This is a genomic window from Streptomyces sp. NPDC020742, from assembly GCF_040641675.1.
Classification (GTDB): Bacteria; Actinomycetota; Actinomycetes; order Streptomycetales; family Streptomycetaceae; genus Streptomyces.
In genome coordinates, this window is record NZ_JBFAEA010000022.1 from 96,471 (window position 1) to 112,322 (window position 15,852).

14 protein-coding genes and 2 pseudogenes are annotated in these 15,852 nt (G+C 72.4%); 8 read left to right on the forward strand and 8 right to left on the reverse strand.

From position 1 onward, the window contains the following. Positions 1-18: 18 nt before the first annotated feature. Complete coding sequence (locus AB0G84_RS28755) at positions 19-1,284, forward strand: XdhC/CoxI family protein (protein WP_361326878.1); 1,266 nt, start codon at positions 19-21, stop codon at positions 1,282-1,284. A gap of 272 nt (positions 1,285-1,556) precedes the next feature. Beyond that, positions 1,557-2,816: a GNAT family N-acetyltransferase gene (locus tag AB0G84_RS28760; protein WP_361326881.1), complete on the forward strand. Its 1,260-nt coding sequence runs from the start codon at positions 1,557-1,559 to the stop codon at positions 2,814-2,816. Here the strand turns inward: AB0G84_RS28760 and AB0G84_RS28765 are convergent. Beyond that, the gene (locus AB0G84_RS28765) at positions 2,810-3,391 is read right to left on the reverse strand and encodes a GNAT family protein (protein ID WP_361326884.1); all 582 of its coding nucleotides are present in this window, start codon (positions 3,389-3,391) and stop codon (positions 2,810-2,812) included. The two genes, AB0G84_RS28760 and AB0G84_RS28765, sit on opposite strands and share 7 nt — an antisense overlap. Positions 3,392-3,472: 81 nt before the next feature. Between AB0G84_RS28765 and AB0G84_RS28770 the strand changes: the two genes are divergently transcribed. Next, on the forward strand, positions 3,473-4,471 hold the full coding sequence (locus tag AB0G84_RS28770; RefSeq protein WP_361326887.1) for a LysR family transcriptional regulator: 999 nt from the start codon (positions 3,473-3,475) through the stop codon (positions 4,469-4,471). A gap of 63 nt (positions 4,472-4,534) precedes the next feature. On the opposite strand, the gene AB0G84_RS28775 is transcribed toward AB0G84_RS28770, so the two are convergent. After that, positions 4,535-5,305 carry a glycosyltransferase gene (locus AB0G84_RS28775; RefSeq protein ID WP_361326890.1) on the reverse strand — a complete coding sequence of 257 codons (771 nt, stop codon included), beginning with the start codon at positions 5,303-5,305 and terminating at the stop codon, positions 4,535-4,537. Between the two features lie 268 nt (positions 5,306-5,573). Continuing rightward, a complete protein-coding gene (locus tag AB0G84_RS28780; RefSeq protein ID WP_361326893.1) occupies positions 5,574-6,827 on the reverse strand; it encodes a GNAT family N-acetyltransferase in 1,254 nt (417 codons plus the stop codon). Positions 6,828-7,252: 425 nt separating this feature from the next. On the opposite strand from AB0G84_RS28780, the gene dmpI reads away from it, so the two are divergent. Next, on the forward strand, positions 7,253-7,435 hold the full coding sequence (dmpI, locus tag AB0G84_RS28785) for a 4-oxalocrotonate tautomerase DmpI (RefSeq protein ID WP_361326896.1): 183 nt from the start codon (positions 7,253-7,255) through the stop codon (positions 7,433-7,435). Between the two features lie 44 nt (positions 7,436-7,479). Here the strand turns inward: dmpI and AB0G84_RS28790 are convergent. Together AB0G84_RS28790 and tnpA are read right to left on the reverse strand one after the other, a co-directional pair. After that, positions 7,480-8,100: pseudogene (locus tag AB0G84_RS28790) on the reverse strand (LuxR C-terminal-related transcriptional regulator); the annotation flags it as partial. A 70-nt stretch (positions 8,101-8,170) separates the two neighbouring features. Beyond that, positions 8,171-8,617 (reverse strand): annotated as a pseudogene (gene tnpA / locus AB0G84_RS28795) (IS200/IS605 family transposase). 27 nt (positions 8,618-8,644) lie between these two features. On the opposite strand from tnpA, the gene AB0G84_RS28800 reads away from it, so the two are divergent. The 4 genes from AB0G84_RS28800 (at position 8,645) to AB0G84_RS28815 (ending at position 13,289) form a co-directional block, all read left to right on the forward strand. Next, positions 8,645-9,238 carry a zinc ribbon domain-containing protein gene (locus AB0G84_RS28800; protein WP_361326899.1) on the forward strand — a complete coding sequence of 198 codons (594 nt, stop codon included), beginning with the start codon at positions 8,645-8,647 and terminating at the stop codon, positions 9,236-9,238. A gap of 57 nt (positions 9,239-9,295) precedes the next feature. Then, complete coding sequence (locus AB0G84_RS28805) at positions 9,296-10,999, forward strand: AMP-binding protein (protein WP_361326902.1); 1,704 nt, start codon at positions 9,296-9,298, stop codon at positions 10,997-10,999. Continuing rightward, positions 10,996-12,633 (forward strand): AMP-binding protein, encoded by a 1,638-nt coding sequence (locus AB0G84_RS28810; protein WP_361326905.1) that lies wholly within the window; start codon positions 10,996-10,998, stop codon positions 12,631-12,633. The genes AB0G84_RS28805 and AB0G84_RS28810 overlap by 4 nt, the downstream gene beginning before the upstream one ends. An 86-nt stretch (positions 12,634-12,719) precedes the next feature. After that, positions 12,720-13,289 carry a DUF664 domain-containing protein gene (locus tag AB0G84_RS28815; RefSeq protein ID WP_361326908.1) on the forward strand — a complete coding sequence of 190 codons (570 nt, stop codon included), beginning with the start codon at positions 12,720-12,722 and terminating at the stop codon, positions 13,287-13,289. A gap of 131 nt (positions 13,290-13,420) precedes the next feature. On the opposite strand, the gene AB0G84_RS28820 is transcribed toward AB0G84_RS28815, so the two are convergent. The 3 genes from AB0G84_RS28820 to AB0G84_RS28830 form a co-directional block, all read right to left on the reverse strand. Continuing rightward, on the reverse strand, positions 13,421-14,623 hold the full coding sequence (locus AB0G84_RS28820; protein ID WP_361326911.1) for a hypothetical protein: 1,203 nt from the start codon (positions 14,621-14,623) through the stop codon (positions 13,421-13,423). A gap of 124 nt (positions 14,624-14,747) precedes the next feature. Further along, complete coding sequence (locus AB0G84_RS28825; RefSeq protein WP_361326914.1) at positions 14,748-15,263, reverse strand: NUDIX domain-containing protein; 516 nt, start codon at positions 15,261-15,263, stop codon at positions 14,748-14,750. Between the two features lie 62 nt (positions 15,264-15,325). Next, positions 15,326-15,706 carry an MmcQ/YjbR family DNA-binding protein gene (locus tag AB0G84_RS28830; RefSeq protein ID WP_361326917.1) on the reverse strand — a complete coding sequence of 127 codons (381 nt, stop codon included), beginning with the start codon at positions 15,704-15,706 and terminating at the stop codon, positions 15,326-15,328. Between the last annotated feature and the right edge of the window lie 146 nt (positions 15,707-15,852).

The following is a 15,852-nucleotide window of genomic DNA, read 5'->3' on the forward strand; positions in this document are numbered from 1 at the left end:
TCCCCGAAGGAGACCGACATGCTGGACATCGCCGACGAGTTGCACCGGTGGGTCGAGCAGGGCCGTGCGTTCGCGGTGGCCACCGTGGTGGCCACCCACGGCAGCGCGCCCCGCCAGCCCGGCGCCGCCCTCGCCGTCGACCGGGACGGCACGGCGATCGGGTCGGTCTCCGGAGGGTGCGTGGAGGGGGCGGTCTATGCGCTGTGCCAGGAGGCCCTGGAGACCGGCCGGCCGGTCCTGGAGCGCTTCGGGTACAGCGACGAGGACGCCTTCGCCGTCGGCCTGACCTGCGGCGGCATCATCGACATCCTCGTGACACCGGTACGGACGGGCGCCCCGGGCCCCGCCGACGACGGCGGAGCCACGGGGGAGTGGGTGGACAGCACTGCCGACACGCTCGTCGCCGGGCTGGCCGCCGCCGCCTCCGGGGAGGCGGCGGCGGTCGCCCGGGTCATCGAGGGCCCGGTCGAACTCCTCGGCCGCGCCCTGCTGGTGCGCCCCGACGGCAGCTACACCGGCACTCTGGGCGGCCACCCCGCCCTGGACCGCACCGCGGTCCAGGAGACCCGTGCCCTGCTCGACGCGGGGCGCACCGCGACCGTGCAGATCGGGGAGGGCCAGGCGTCCGAGGAAGCGTCCGAGGAAGCGTCCGGGGACAGGTCCGGGGACGACGGCGGTGCGCGGTGGGGCGGCTCGCGGTGTGGCCGTCCGGTCGTCCTCCTGGTCGAATCGTCCGTCCCCGCCCCGCGGATGCTCGTCTTCGGCGCCATCGACTTCGCCTCGGCACTGGTCCGGGTCGGCAAGTTCCTCAACTACCACGTCACGGTCTGCGACGCCCGCCCGGTCTTCGCCACCCGCACCCGCTTCCCGGAGGCCGACGAGATCGTCGTCGACTGGCCGCACCGCTACCTCGACTCCCAGGAGCTCGACGGGCGGACGGTGCTCTGCGTCCTCACCCACGACGCCAAGTTCGACGTCCCCCTGCTGGAGCGGGCCCTGAAGCTCCCGGTCGCCTACGTCGGCGCCATGGGCTCCCGTCGCACCCACCTCGACCGCCAGCAGCGGCTGCGCGACGTCGGCCTGACCGAGCTCGAACTCAACCGGCTGCGCTCGCCCATCGGCCTCGACCTCGGCGCCCGCACCCCTGAGGAGACCGCGCTGTCCATCGCCGCCGAGATCGTCGCCAACCGCCGCGGCGGCACCGGCACCCCGCTGACCGGCGCCCACACCCCCATCCACCACGACCAGCCCCGCCCGGTGGGGCGGATCGGCTCGGTGGCCTGACGCCCCGACGGCCCGACGGCCGGAGGCGCGGCACCGCACCGGAGGGACGGAAGCGAACGGGTCACCACAGGGGTGACCCGAGCCTGGACGGACGTAACCACAGACCGGACAGGTGTGACTACAGCCCGGCTCGAAGCGGGGCAGCGGTGCGGCACGGTGTCCGGGGCGCGCCGCACCGTGGTGCGGGACAGCGGTGCGGCGCACCGGCAGTGGCGCGCGGCACGCCGGAAAACGGGATGACGCTCCCCGCGGCCCGGGTTAGCGTCACCCGGGTGACCAGCCACGATGCGCATGCGACCACCGAGGTCCGGGAGATCCCCGAGGCCGACCTCGACCAGGCCCTGGACCTTGCCTACCTCGCCTTCCACCTGAAGCCGGCCGAGCAGACCCGCACCCGCCACCGGGAGCTGTTGCGGGCCTGCGCCCGGGTCGGCGCCTACGACCACGGGCAGTTGGCCGGCGTGGCCGCCGCACACCGCCTGACCCTCGCCGTACCGGGCGGTGAAATCCCCTGCGCAGCAGTTGACTTCGTCTCCGTGGCGCCCACCCACCGGCGGCGCGGGACGCTGACCGGGATGATGACGGCGCTCTGGCAGTGCTGTGCCGCCGAAGGGCGGCCCCTGGCCTGCCTCTGGGCGTCCGAGAGCGCCATCTACGGCCGTTTCGGCTTCGGCTCCGCCACCGAGGCCTACCGCTTCGAGATCGACGCCTCCCGACCGCTCGCCCTGCGGGTTGCCCCCGACCGCCGCCCGCTGCGGCTGCTCGACCCGGCCGACGCGCCCGCGGTGCTCGCACCCCGCTACGACGCCACCCTCGCCCAGCGGGCGGGCCGGTTCACCCGTGACGAGACATGGTGGCGCCGGGAGGTCCTGGACCTCGATGGTTGCGTCGACCCCGGCGACCTGCACGGCTTCGGCGCGCTGCGGGTGGTGGTGCTGGGCGCGCCCGGCGAGGAGCCCGGCGGCTATGCCCTCTACCGCACCCGCGGGGCGGGCGACCAGGGCCCCGGCACGGTCTCGGTGGAGGAACTGGAGGCGGAGAGCGCACCGGCCGCCGCCGCCCTGTGGTCCTACCTGTGCTCGATCGACCTCACCGCCACGGTCCGCGCCGAGGCCCGGCCCGCCGACGAACCGCTGCTGCTGCTCGCCGCCGACCGCGACCAGGTGCGGGTCACCCGCCAGGAACCCGGCCTCTGGGTGCGGCTGGTGGACGTCCGCGCCGCGCTGGTCGCCCGTGCCTGGGCGGCCCCCGTCGACCTCGTCCTCGACCTCACGGACACCACGCTGCCCGGCAACGCCGGCCGCTTCCGGCTGACCGCCGGCCCCGGCCGGGACACCACCTGGGAGCCCACCGACGACGCGCCCGATCTCGCCCTGGACGTACGGGAGTTGTCGGCCTGCTACCTGGGCGGCAGCCCGCTGCGCCGGTACGTCCAGGCCGGTCTGGCCACCGCACACACCCCGGCGGCGGTCCGCAGCCTGGACGCCGCGCTGGAGACCGCGTGGCTGCCCTTCACCGGGGACAACTACTGACCGGCCGCCGGCCGGCCGGACCCGTCGCCCCGCCGTGATGCCAGCGCCGCCATCACCAGCACATCGTGCCAGGCACCGTCCCAGAAGAGCGCCTCCCGCATCCGGCCCTCCACCTCGAAGCCGCACTTCTCGTACGCCCGCCGGGCACGCTCGTTGAAGGTGAAGACCTCCAGCTGGACGCGGTGCAGGCGTACTCGGTCGAAGGCGTGGTCGAGCAGCAGCCGGGTCGCCTCGCTGCCCAGGCCGCGGCCGGTGGCCTCCTGGGCGAGCGAGATCCGGAAGCTGCCGTGCGCGTTGTCCTCGTCGATCTGGCTCAGCGCCAGCTCGCCCAGGTACGCGCCGGACTCCCGGTCCTCGATGGCGAGGTCGAGGCGGTCGGTGCGACCGGGCGCCTTGGCGCACCAGTCCGCCAGCTCCGCCCGCGTCCAGTCGTGGTGGGTGCCGGTCAGTCGGCGGACCTCGGGATCCAGGAAGGTGGCGTGGAAGGCCTCCGCATGCCGTGACGACAGCTGGACGAGCCGGATCCGGTCGCCCACGAGTTCCGGCTTCTCGGAGAGTGCGGTGGTATCGATCATGACGGGATGATGGCGGGGTCACGACCGGTGCAGCAAGGGGATTAGCCGGCCGTCGGCGGTGGCCGGGAAAAGGGGGGCGGCGTGGAGCTGCGGCAGGTGCGGTACTTCGTCATGGTGGCGCAGGAACTGCACTTCGGGCGGGCGGCCGAGCGGCTGCACATCGTCCAGTCGGCGGTGAGCCAGCAGATCAGACGGCTGGAGCGGGAGCTGGGCACCGAGCTGTTCGACCGGTCGGCCCGACAGGTGCGGCTGACCGCGGCCGGAACGCGGTTCCTGCCGGAGGCCCGGGCGCTGCTGGTCGCCGAGGAACGGGCCCGGGCGGTGGTCGCCGAGCTGACCGCCGGCCGCACCCGCACCCTGCGGCTGGGCACCAGCACCGGCCTGGGCGCCCATCTGGACCGGGTGCTGGACGCACTGGCCCAACTCGCCCCGGAGACCGCGGTGGAGCTGGTGGCCGCGCGGGCCAGGGAGCGGCTGGCCCGGGTGGTGACCGGCGACCTGGATGCGGCGTTCCTGCGCGGCGATCCGGACGGCGGCGGGCACGACGGGCTCCGCTTCGTCCCGCTGTGGCAGGACCCGCTGGTGGCGGTCGTCCCGGCCCGGCACCCGCTCGCCAGCGCGGCAGCGGACACCGTCGCCCTGGCCGACCTGGCGAAGGTGCCGTTGGTGCTGACCGGGCGGCGTACCAACCGTGCCCTGGTCGACCTGGTCGTGGGCGCCTGCCATGACGCCGGCTTCACCCCCGTACCGGGCCCGCGGTACGGCTCGCTGGACGACACCCTCACCGCGATCGGCGCCCCCGGTGGCGCCACCGAGGGGCTGTGGACCGTGGTCTACGCCGCACACGCCGCCCGGCTGAGCACCCCGAGGGTCGCCTTCCTGCCCTTCCGGGACCCGGGGATGGAACTCACCACGTCCCTGGCGGTACGCCGGACCGATCCGCCCACCGGACTGGCACCGCTGCTCGCGGCCTGCACCAGCGCCCCCGACGGCCACCGGGACGCCGCCCCGGACGGCCACTGGAACGCCGCGATGCCGTCCGAACCCGAGCGAGGATCGCCGTCCGATCCTGAGCGGTGACCGATCCCGAGCGGTGACCGCCGCCCTCTCCCGCCGCCACGTGGCCTTCCGCGACGAGGCGGGTCAAAAGGCGGAAACCGCGCCGGGTGTGACGGCGGACCACGCGCGCAGAGCATCGGCGTGTTCCTGGATCAACGACATCCGGGCTTCCCATTCCGGCCCGGCCTTGTGGTCAGGATGCGTGGTGATCTGACCTCCGTGTTTCCGGTAGAGGAGGCCGGCCTCGTCGATGAACCATCCGTTTGCCAGAGCATCGAGCCCGAGCAACAGACCCGTGTCACCGGAGGCCGGCAGGGCCATCCAACCGCCGAGGAGCGCGAGGAGGGGGCGCCGGACACACAGCGTGGCGGGGTGGATCTGGGGGCGACGGTGTTCGGCCCAGAACCCGTACGCACTCCCCCGTGGCAGCTGACCGGGCTCCGGGTCACCGAGTTCGAAGGAAACGGTACTGCCGTCCTCAAGGAGATCAATCGCTCGGGATGTGGTCCACCCCACCGCTGGATGCTTCTCCAACACGGCGATGTCGCGTGCGAGAGTTCCGGGAGTGAGTTGGTCGTCAGCGTCCAGGGTCTTTACGTACACACCAGTTGACCGGGCGAATGCCATGGTCCGTGCCACATGCGGGCCGCCACGGCGAGACGCCGCGATGCGGATGCGCGGATCGTCCGTCGGGAGCTGGGCCGCAGCACGGACATCGGCTCCGTCTTCCTGCACACACCACTCCCATGACCAGCCGTCAGGAAGTTCTTGCGCGCGGAGAGACGCGTACGCATCCGGGAGAAAGCGCACCCCCTCGCCATGCACCGGGGTGACGATCGAGAGGAGCGCGTTCATGAGAGCCGTCCGGTAAAGCCCTGCGACGAACTCCAACGCCAGCCTGGCCTGCGCAGAGCCTCCCACCCGGGCAAATGGACTTCGTCCAGGAGTTGCTCCTGGCCCCCTTTCTGAACGGGGGTCACGATGCTGATGAGAGGCATAGAGCCACTATAGGGCGGTATGACCGCGAGGATCAGAGTGATCCCCGGGACCTTCGGTAACCCGTCGGCCCGGCTCACGCGAGGTGTGCAGGGTCGGCCGGTGTGCAGGGTCGGCGAGCGCGCGGTCAGAACCAGTGCAGGCAGTGTGGGGAGCGCTCGGCGCGGAAGAGGGCGTCCGCGAGGGTGGCCGCGCCCGGGCGGTGGGCCCGGATGTGTCCGGCGCGCACGAGCGTGCTCGGTGCGGTGCCGCCGAGGTAGACTGAGCCCAGGTCGCGCACGTCCAGGGACAGGTCGGGCTCCCGATCCGTCGGGACGCAGTCGGCCTTGCCGTCCCGGACGGTCAGCAGGTAGCGGCCGTGCTCGCCGAGGAAGGGGTCCTCGACGTCGAGGACGAGCTCGCCGTCCATGAACCAGCCGCGCGCGGTCAGCGCGCGCGGGACGTCCAAGAGCCGCACCCAGAGCCAGTCGGTGTCCTCGCTCACCTCGCCGGCGCGGAAGTCCGCGAACTGCCAGCGCAGCGGGTGCTCGGGCGGCACGTGCTGGAACACGACCCGGGAGACCAGATCGTGTCCGAGTGCGAACCGGGCCAGTGCCGTGAAGACGGCGTCGTTGGCGGCGATGGTCTCGTCGACCGTCAAGGTGCCGGACTCGATCGAGTAGCTGGCGTAGCCGTCCGGGACGCCGTCGGTGCCACGGTGAACGGCGACGTAGCGCGGCGCCGGCGAGATCGGGGGCCGCCCGGCGCGCAGGGCCCACCAGCGGTGCGGCCGGGACAGCGCGCCGGGCTGGGCGCGGCGGTACCGGTCGTAGACCTCTTCCAGAAGGTCTCCGCACTCGGCACGGCGCAGCACCTCGACCGAGGACTTGACCGAGGACTCGACCGAGTCCTCGTCCGGGCCGGTCGCTGGTGCGTCGGCCGCTCCGCGCGCCCGGGGGACGACGAGGGCGGCCTTGTGGCGCGGCACCGTCAGCCGCGCCGTGTAGGTCGCCGGTCCGTAGCCGAACCGGCCGTAGATCGGGGCCTCAGAGGCCAGCAGCACGGAGAGGAACTCCCCGCGGGCCCGTAACTCGGCGAGCTGATGCCGCATCATCGCGCTGAGCACGCCCTGGCGCCGGTGCGAGGGCAGGACGCCGACGGCGGTCACCCCGGCGGCCGGGACGAGGGTCTCACCGGGCAGGGTGAGCTCGAAGGAGTGCGCGGCGGCGGTGCCGACGGGCCGCCCGTCCGCCGTCAGGGCGAGCAGGCAGCGGTCCATTGCGAGCGCCGACCACCAGAGCCCGCCGCCCTCGATCGGGGTTTCCGGGAAGCGCCCGAACGCGGCATGGACCGTGTCGACGAAGACATCAAGGTCCTCATCGGACGTGGAACGAATCTCCATTGCCGCTGCTGCCTCCTCGACACATCGGCACCACGGCTCGTGGTGCCCGGCCACAGTGCAGCGTTGCCCCATGGCCGGGCAAGCCAATTACGGTCGGGCCCGCGGCCGGTCACAGCGCGGCCCAGGGGGACGGCCACTGGGATGCCGCCGCGGGCGGCCGCCGCGACACCGGGGTGCCGTCGGATCCCGACGACCGGTGATCGCCCCCCCCCGAACCCCCGAACCCCCGAACGCCCGATCTCGATCGGTGATCGCTGTGTGCGCGATCCGCTTCTTGGCCGCGCGGCCCGTTGGCGGTGGACTGGATGCACGCCGGTGAAGCACCGGAAACCCGGGGTACGCCCCGGGGCCTCTTGGCCGCGGAGCAGCGGGATCCCACCGATCCCGGGGTTTCGGACGGCCTTGCGTACCAAGGGAGTTGCACCATGCCGATCGTCACCGTCCAGCAGGGCCCGCGCAGCGTCGAGCTCAAGCGGGAGCTGGTCAAGCAGATCACCGATGCGTTCGTGGACGCGTACCGGATCCCCGCGGAGTCCGTCCAGGTGTGGATCCAGGAGGTGCCCGCCGACAGCTGGGGCGCGGCCGGCACGCTGACCGCCGACAAGTAGGCGGCCCTCCCGGAGTCCGGACCGGCCTTCACGGGGGAGGGCCGGCGCATGGCCGACCGCAGATAGCTCTTCATCGTCTCCGGGCGCAGCCCCAGCCGCTCCGCCACCACGGCGTTCGTGGCCCCCGACGCCACGCTGGCCAGCACGTCCACCTCGCGGGCGACAGCAGCGGGCTCCCTGCGCCGCGCCGACCCGAGGACGCCGCCGCCAGCCTGTCGCACACCGCCAACACCTCCTGCCGCAGGCGCGGATCGCCGATCCGCTGCGCCAGTGCCCGCAGCTCGCCGTGGGCCTCCCGGACCTCCTCGTACATCGCCGGACCGGCGGTGGTCGACGGGGATTCCCCCGAGTGCCCCTGCTCCCCGAAGGCGCAGGGGGGCGGCGGGCCACCGACAGCAGCCGCTGCACCTCCTCCTGCACCAGCAGCGTCTGCTCCAGCTCCCGCGCCGCCGCCATCGCCGCCGACAGCGGCCGTCACCCAGCCGCACCGGCCGGCGCAGCGCCCCGTAGAGCACCCCGCGCACCCGCCGCCCCACGATCACCGGCACCGCGACGACGGACCGCAGGCCCTCGGCCGCCACCGCCGCGTCGTGCTCGTGGCTGATCACCGAGGTCACGCGGTAGTCGGTGACCGCGAACGGCCGGGTCAGCGCCACCGCCTTACCGGGACTCTTGCAGAAAGCCCCGGCGTTTACGCCGGGATGAATGCATCTCAAGACTGCTCTGACGTGCACGTTAGAGCGGACGTTGTTGCTGCTCGATGTACTGACGGACGATTGCCAACGGTGCTCCGCCGCACGATGCGGAGAAATACGAGGGCGACCACAGGTGTCCGTGCATGATGGCGCGGTTGATCCGGCCGGTGAACTCTCCCCCAGCCTTCGGCCGGGAGGCGCCCCCAGCCGTATCCGGCGAGCGGAGACGCCCTTGAGGCTGTTGACCAGCTTGGAGACGGCGACCTTGGGCGGGTAGTGCACCAGGAGGTGGACGTGATCGCGTTCGCCGTTGAACTCCTTCAGCTCCGCTTCGAAGTCCTCGCAGACCTTGCGCATGATCTCTTCGCAGCGTGTCAGCATCTCGTCGTTGAACACCCCGCACCGGTAATTCCGTCACAAAGACCAAGTGCACATGCAGCGCCGAAACAACATGTCTGCCACGCCTGTAATCGTTCTGCCGATCCATGCGACCAATCGTCGTAGGGTCTTGGTTATGCAGCTCCGCTACACCTACCGGGCCTCCCCGGACGCCACCCAGCGCCGTGGGCTGGCGAAGGCGTTCGGGTGCGCCCGCGTGGTGTGGAACGACTGCCTGCGCGACCGGAAGGAAGCACACGCGGCAGGACTGCCGTACGTGAAGTCGGCCGAGCTGTCCCGGCTTCGCCTCACCCAGGCCAAGCGCACCGAGGAACGCACCCGGCTCGCCAAGTCCGTGCACGACGCGGGATGGTCCGCGTTCATCGGCATGCTGGAGCACAAAGCGGCTCTGCACGGCCGCACCTTCACCAAGGTGGACCGGGCTTTCCCGTCCTCGCAGATCTGCTCGGCCTGCGGACTCCGGAACGGCCCCAAGCCCCTGCACGTGAGGGAGTGGACGTGCGGCGAGTGCGCCACCGTGCACGACCGCGACCACAACGCAGCCCGCAACGTCCTCTTCGAAGGACGCCGAATCGTCGCCGCCGGACGGGCGGAGACGCTAAACGCCTGTGGAGCGCCGGTAAGACGGGCACCCGTGCCCGCACAGCGCGGTGAAGCAGGAAGCCCCCGGAAGGGTCAGACGACCCAGGCCGGAATCCCTGGACTTTAGGCCAGGAAGCACGTCAAACGATGGCAGCCAGTGGTGCGGCGGCAATGAGGAGGACACATGACGGACAGGGAATCCGGTGGGGCGGGGCGTGCACCCGCCGCCACGGAGGAGTTCCGGGCGGCGCGGGACCTCCTGCTCCGGCACCGGGAGGACTACGCGGCGGCCCGGGCGGCCTTCCGCTGGCCCCGCCCCCGGTACTTCAACTGGGCGCTGGACTGGTTCGACGCCCTCGCCCGCGGCAACGACCGCACCGCGCTGCACCTCGTCGAGGAGGACGGCAGCGAGCTGCGGCTGACCTTCGAGGAGATGCGGTGCCGCTCGGACCGGGCCGCCAACTGGCTGTCTGCCCAGGGGGTGCGGGCCGGCGACCGGATCGTGGTGATGCTCGGCAATCAGGTCGAGCTGTGGGAGACCGCGCTCGCCGCGATGAAGCTGCGCGCCGTGGTCATCCCGGCGACGCCGCTGCTCGGCCCGGCCGACCTGGTCGACCGGGTCACCCGCGGCCGGGCCCGGCACGTCGTGGTGCGCGCCGCCGACACCGCCAAGTTCGACGCCGTACCGGGCGAGTACACCCGGATCGCGGTCGGCGGTGCGCCGGACGGCTGGCTGGCCTACGAGGAGGCCTACGACGGCCCCGAGGAGTTCGTACCGGACGGCCCCACCCTGGCCGACGACCCGCTGATGCTCTACTTCACCTCGGGCACCACCGCACGCCCCAAGCTCGTCGAGCACACCCATACGTCCTACCCGGTCGGCCACCTCGCGACGATGTACTGGATCGGCCTGCGCCCCGGGGACGTCCACCTGAACATCTCCTCGCCCGGATGGGCCAAGCACGCCTGGTCCAACCTCTTCGCGCCCTGGAACGCCGAGGCCACCGTCTTCCTCCACAACTACGAGCGGTTCGACGCGGCCCGGCTGATGGCCGAGATGGACCGCGCCGGCGTCACCAGCTTCTGCGCGCCGCCCACCGTGTGGCGGATGCTCATCCAAGCCGACCTGTCCGCGCTGCGGCACCCGCCCCGGGAGATCGTCGCGGCCGGCGAGCCGCTGAACCCGGAGGTCATCGAGCAGGTGCGACAGGCCTGGGGCGTCACCATCCGCGACGGCTTCGGACAGACCGAGACCGCGGTCCAGGTGGCCAACACCCCCGGCCAGACCGTCAAACCGGGCTCCATGGGCCGACCGCTGCCCGGCTTCGACGTCGTCCTGCTCGACCCGGTCACCGACGCCCCGGCCGACGAGGGCGAGATCGCCCTGGACCTGCGCGCCCGACCGGTCGGCCTGATGACCGGCTACCACGGCGACCCGGAGCGCACCGCCGAGGCGATGGCCGGCGGCTACTACCGCACCGGCGACATCGGCACCCGCGACGCCGAGGGCTGGATCACCTACGTCGGGCGGGCCGACGACGTCTTCAAGGCCTCCGACTACAAGATCTCGCCGTTCGAGCTGGAGAGCGCCCTGCTGGAGCACGAGGCGGTCGCCGAGGCCGCCGTGGTGCCGGCCCCCGATCCGGTGCGGCTGGCGGTTCCCAAGGCGTACGTGGTGCCGGCCGCAGGCTGGACGCCCGGTCCGGAGACGGCCGAGCTGATCTTCGCGCACTCCCGCGAGGTCCTGGCCCCCTACAAGCGCATCCGGCGGCTGGAGTTCGCCGATCTGCCCAAGACCGTCTCCGGCAAGATCCGCCGGATCGAGCTGCGCGAGCGCACCGCACGGGGCGAGGTCGGCACCGAGTACCAGGAGGAGAACCACCGATGAGCCAGCACCAGGAGCTCTCCTACGCCAGCGGAGCCGCCGAACGGCCGCTGCTCGGGCACACCATCGGCACCGACCTGGCCCGCACCATCGAGCGGTTCGGCGACCGCGAGGCGCTGGTCGAGGCGGCCACCGGCCGCCGCTGGACCTACGCCGAACTGGGCCGTGCCGTCGACGAGGTGGCGCTGGGCCTGCTGGCGAAGGGGGTCGGCAAGGGGGACCGGGTCGGCATCTGGGCGCCCAACTGTGCCGAGTGGGTGCTCGTCCAGTACGCCACCGCCGAGATCGGCGCCATCCTCGTCAACGTCAACCCCGCCTACCGGGTGCACGAGTTGGCGTACGTCCTCCAGCAGGCCGGCATCACCGTCCTGGTCTCCGCCACCCACCACAGGACCAGCGACTACCGCCGGATGGTCGAGGAGGTGCGGCCGGAGTGCCCGGAGCTGCGCGAGGTGGTCTACATCGACGACCCGACCTGGGGCGCGCTGCTGACCGCCGGGGCGTCCGTCCCGCACACCCGGCTCGCCGAGTGCGCGGGCACGGTGTCCGCCGACGACCCGGTCAACATCCAGTACACCTCGGGCACCACCGGCTTCCCCAAGGGCGCCACCCTCTCGCACCACAACATCCTCAACAACGGCTACGGGGTCGGCGAGACCCTCGCCTACACCGAGCAGGACCGGGTGTGCCTGCCGGTGCCCTTCTACCACTGCTTCGGCATGGTCATGGGCAACCTCGGCATCACCTCGCACGGCGCCTGCATCGTCATCCCGGCCCCCGCCTTCGACCCCGCCGCCACCCTCCGGGCCGTACAGGACGAGCGCTGCACCTCCCTCTACGGCGTCCCCACCATGTTCATCGCCGAGCTCGACCACCCCGACTTCGCCGGCTACGACCTCTCCTCCCTCCGCACCGGGATCATGGCGGGTTCGCCCTGCCCGGAGGAGGTGATGAAGCGGGTGGTCGCCGAGATGCACATGGCCGAGGTCTCGATCTGTTACGGCATGACCGAGACCTCACCGGTCTCCACCCAGACCCGCCGCGACGACGACCTGGAGCACCGCACGGCGACCGTCGGCCGGGTGCTGCCGCACATCGAGGTCAAGGTCGTCGACCCGGCGAGCGGGGTGACCGTGCCCCGCGGCACCCCGGGCGAACTGTGCACCCGCGGCTACAGCGTGATGCTCGGCTACTGGGAGGAGCCCGAGCGCACCGCCGAGGTCATCGACCCCGCCCGCTGGATGCACACCGGCGACCTCGCGGTGATGAACGACGACGGCTACGTCCGGATCGCCGGCCGCATCAAGGACATGATCATCAGGGGCGGGGAGAACGTCTACCCGCGGGAGATCGAGGAGCTCCTCTACTCCCACCCCAAGATCGCCGACGTGCAGGTTGTCGGGGTCCCGGACGAGAAGTACGGCGAGGAGATCGCCGCCTGCGTCATCCTCCGCAACCCCGAAGACCCGCTCACCCGGGACGAGTTGGCCGACTACTGCCGCACCCGGCTGGCCCACTACAAGGTGCCGCGCTACCTGGAGGTCCTGGACGCCTTCCCGATGACCGTCAGCGGGAAGGTCCGCAAGGTCGAGCTGCGCGAGCGGCTGGCGGGGCAGTTGGGGGTGAGTGCCCTTTAGGCCCGGTCCGGTGGAGCGTCTGCGGCCACCGTGACGTCACCCCGAGGCGAGAATTCAGTGGCGGGCGTGGGCCCTCAAGGACGACCATGCACCGCATGAGTGACCAACCCGCGCGATGGAGCCCTGCAACGGTCTACCCCGACATGTGGGTCGATCCGGACGACGACCCCCGCAACAACGAGGGGGACAGTCCGGAGGGCGAGCTGGCGACGCTGCAGGACGTCCTGACGGACTACCGCCTGACCTTGCGGATGAAGTGCGAGGGCCTGGACGCGGAGCAACTGGCCCGTCGGTCGGTTCCGCCGTCGACGATGTCGCTGCTCGGTCTGGTTCGGCACCTCGCCGAGGTGGAACGGGACTGGCGCAACTGGATCAGCGACGGTGAGCCGCTGCCCAAGCTGTACGGCGAGCGTGACGCGGACTTCGACGGAGCGGTCGCCGAGCAGGCCGTGGTCGACGCTGCCTACGTCGATCTGGCGCGTGAGCAGGCCGCGACCGACGCCGCGCTGGCCGCGCACCCGGACCTGGGTGAGCGGGTGGGGAAGGACGGGATCGCCGTGCGGGCGCTGATGGTGCACAGGGTCGACGAGTACGCCCGCCACTGCGGGCACGCCGACCTGTTGCGCGAGTGCATCGACGGCAGGGTGGGCCAGTGACGAGGGCCGGGGCACGCGCGGCTCAGGGCCCGGGTGTGTAGTTCGGAGAGGTTGCTGGCGCTGCTGGCTGGGTGTGGCCGCCGATTCCGGTGTGGGGTCGGTGGTGGCTCCGCCAGAGCCGAAGAACCAGGTCACGGCCGTCTAGTTGGGAAATGCACAGCGGCCTCCTGGGGCAGGACCGCGCAGAGTTCCGCGGGGGCGCCGGTGCGGGGGATGTCCTCGTCCAGCAGCCGGGCCCAGCCGGGACGACGTTGCAGTGCCCGGCGTCCCATCTCCCGTGCCAGGGTGCCCGGCCACGCCATGCTGCCGCCGTAGCGGGCCTGCCACCACCGGGGGAGGTGGTCATGGGCGCGGTCCACGGTGACGCCGTCGGCGCCGATCTCCACCCGGACGTACAGCCAGCGCCCGTACGCGTCGCCCGCCGCGCCGCCACCGGGACCGCCCATGTCCGCGGCGTCCGCCTCCCGGAGGTCGGCCAGCAGCCCGGAGAGCTCCTCGCCGAGCCATCGCCCCTGCTCGTCGAGGAAGGCGTCGCGGCGGTACCGGTTCCCCGGGTCGGCGCCGTCCGCGAACGCCGAGACCAGCGTGCAACGCCCTTCCACCCAGGGGTGATGGGCGCGCAGCCACGTCGCCAGCCGCTCCTCGGCACCGCTCCCGCCGGGCACCGGGCGCTCCGGCTCCTCCGCGGCCCGCATCGCGACCGCGAGCACCCCCGCGTACTGCTCGGGCAGCGGGCACGGCACCCGACGGCCTGCGGGCTCGCCGCTTCCGGCCGGAAGTTCCGGCCGGCCGATGCCGCGTACCGCCGCGGCCCGCGCCTCCTCCGTCTCCTTGCGGCGCAACTCCTCCGGAGCGGCCCCGTCCTCCCGTAGGGCCGCGAGGACCGCCCGCACCTCGGCGTCGTCGGCGGGGACCATGGCGGACACCCCGTCGTCGACCGCCTCCGCCGGGTACGGGGCGCGGCCCCACGCCCCGTCGGCCCACCAGTACACGAACCCGATCTCCTCGCCCCCGTCGATCACCGTCGCCAGCCACTCCCACGGCAGCCAGTGCGGCCCGCCGGCCAGCAGGTCCAGCGGCGGAGTGTGGGAGAGGGTGTCGCTGTAGTCGTGGTCAACGCCGTACAGCACCGCCCGGCCGCCCTCGACGAGGGCCAGCGCCCACCAGCCGTTGCCGATGTCCTCGGAGTGCAGCCCGGCCTCGTCCACCCGGTAGTTGTGCACGGGCAGCGGGTGCTCGGCGCTCCAGGCGGCCAGGGTGGCGGCGTGCCACCACAGCACCTCGGGGGAGGGCGGGAGTGTGGGGCGGCCGGGGCTGCCGTCGGCGGCGGTCATCGGGAACTCCTGGGGCGGGTGGGGGTGAGATGGCTGGGGTGGAGTGAGATGGCTGGGGTGCGGGGGAGCGCGGAGTGGGGTGGTGTGTGCGGGCTGGTGTCCGGTGGGCCGGTCCGGGGCCGGGTCAGTGGGGGCGGCCGGGGGCGGAGTTCGGCAGGTACCCCAGAGCTATGGGGGCGGGGACCGGGGTGGCGCTGCGGTCCAAGCCGTGCCAGGGCCTCAGCAGGGCGGCCAGCGACGGCGGCCAGAGGGCGTCCGGGGACCCGGCCAGGTCGGCGGGGCTCCACCACCTCCAGCCGAGGATCCTGTCGTCGGCGTGTGCCGCGGCCACGCCGTCGGTGGGCTTCCGGCGCGGACCGTGGGCGAGGTAGATGTGCTCGTGCTGGCGTACCGGGACGCCGGCCCGGGTGAAGTCGTGCTCCCAGGTACACAGCAGCGGGCCGGGCTCCAGGTCCGTCCAGCCGGTCTCCTCGCGCACCTCACGCAGCGCGCCCGCACGCGGGGTCTCGTCCGGATCCAGCCCGCCGCCCGGCATCGCCCAGTGGGCCCCGACCTCTTCGTTGTCGTACCGGAACAGGAAGACCGATCCGGCGGGGTCCAGTACGGCAACGCGCGTGGCACGGCGGGGAGTTCTTCGCATGGCCGAACCTTATGCCGCGGTGCCCGGCCCCGGCCTGCGCCGTCGTTCGCCCCCTTGCCGGCTCAGCGCTGCTGCTCTCCCGGCCAGTCGAGCCGCAGTCGCTCGGCGCGCGGCAAGGACGCCACCACGAGGTCGTAGGAGTCCTCGATCATGTCGAGGACCAGCCGGTCGGGCAGCGCGCCCGCCAGCGAGATGGTGTTCCAGTGCCGCTTGTTGAGGTGGTAGCCCGGCACCACTTCGGGGTGCGCCGCCCGCAGCCGTTCGGCCAGTTCGGGGTCGCACTTGAGGCTCACGGTGAGCGGGGTGTCCGTCAGCGCGGTGAGCGCGAAGATCTTGCCGCCGACCTTGAAGGTCGCTACGTCCGGGTGCCGTGGGAAGGGGAATTCCTCGGTCGCACCGTTGAAGTCCAGGCAGACGGCCCGCAGGGCATTGGCGTCGATCATGCCGTCATTATGTCCGGTGCTCTGCGGCGAACTGACTGGTCGTCATGTCGGCTTGCCGATGCTCCTATAGCTGTCAAGGAGGTCAGGCTGCGGTCGCCAATTCTCGGCAGGAGGGTGGCTGAGCTGGGGTTCGGGGAACGAGCAGG

Bases quoted from the DNA above. Each gene is read 5' to 3' on its own strand.
- AB0G84_RS28780 (WP_361326893.1), bottom strand. From the start codon at position 6,827: ATGGAGATTCGTTCCACGTCCGATGAGGACCTTGATGTCTTCGTCGAC.
- AB0G84_RS28775 (WP_361326890.1), bottom strand. From the start codon at position 5,305: ATGAACGCGCTCCTCTCGATCGTCACCCCGGTGCATGGCGAGGGGGTG.
- AB0G84_RS28815 (WP_361326908.1), top strand. From the start codon at position 12,720: ATGCACCGCATGAGTGACCAACCCGCGCGATGGAGCCCTGCAACGGTC.
- AB0G84_RS28805 (WP_361326902.1), top strand. From the start codon at position 9,296: ATGACGGACAGGGAATCCGGTGGGGCGGGGCGTGCACCCGCCGCCACG.
- AB0G84_RS28765 (WP_361326884.1), bottom strand. From the start codon at position 3,391: ATGATCGATACCACCGCACTCTCCGAGAAGCCGGAACTCGTGGGCGAC.
- AB0G84_RS28830 (WP_361326917.1), bottom strand. From the start codon at position 15,706: ATGATCGACGCCAATGCCCTGCGGGCCGTCTGCCTGGACTTCAACGGT.
- AB0G84_RS28755 (WP_361326878.1), top strand. From the start codon at position 19: ATGCTGGACATCGCCGACGAGTTGCACCGGTGGGTCGAGCAGGGCCGT.
- AB0G84_RS28820 (WP_361326911.1), bottom strand. From the start codon at position 14,623: ATGACCGCCGCCGACGGCAGCCCCGGCCGCCCCACACTCCCGCCCTCC.
- AB0G84_RS28810 (WP_361326905.1), top strand. From the start codon at position 10,996: ATGAGCCAGCACCAGGAGCTCTCCTACGCCAGCGGAGCCGCCGAACGG.
- AB0G84_RS28825 (WP_361326914.1), bottom strand. From the start codon at position 15,263: ATGCGAAGAACTCCCCGCCGTGCCACGCGCGTTGCCGTACTGGACCCC.
- AB0G84_RS28800 (WP_361326899.1), top strand. From the start codon at position 8,645: ATGCAGCTCCGCTACACCTACCGGGCCTCCCCGGACGCCACCCAGCGC.
- dmpI (WP_361326896.1), top strand. From the start codon at position 7,253: ATGCCGATCGTCACCGTCCAGCAGGGCCCGCGCAGCGTCGAGCTCAAG.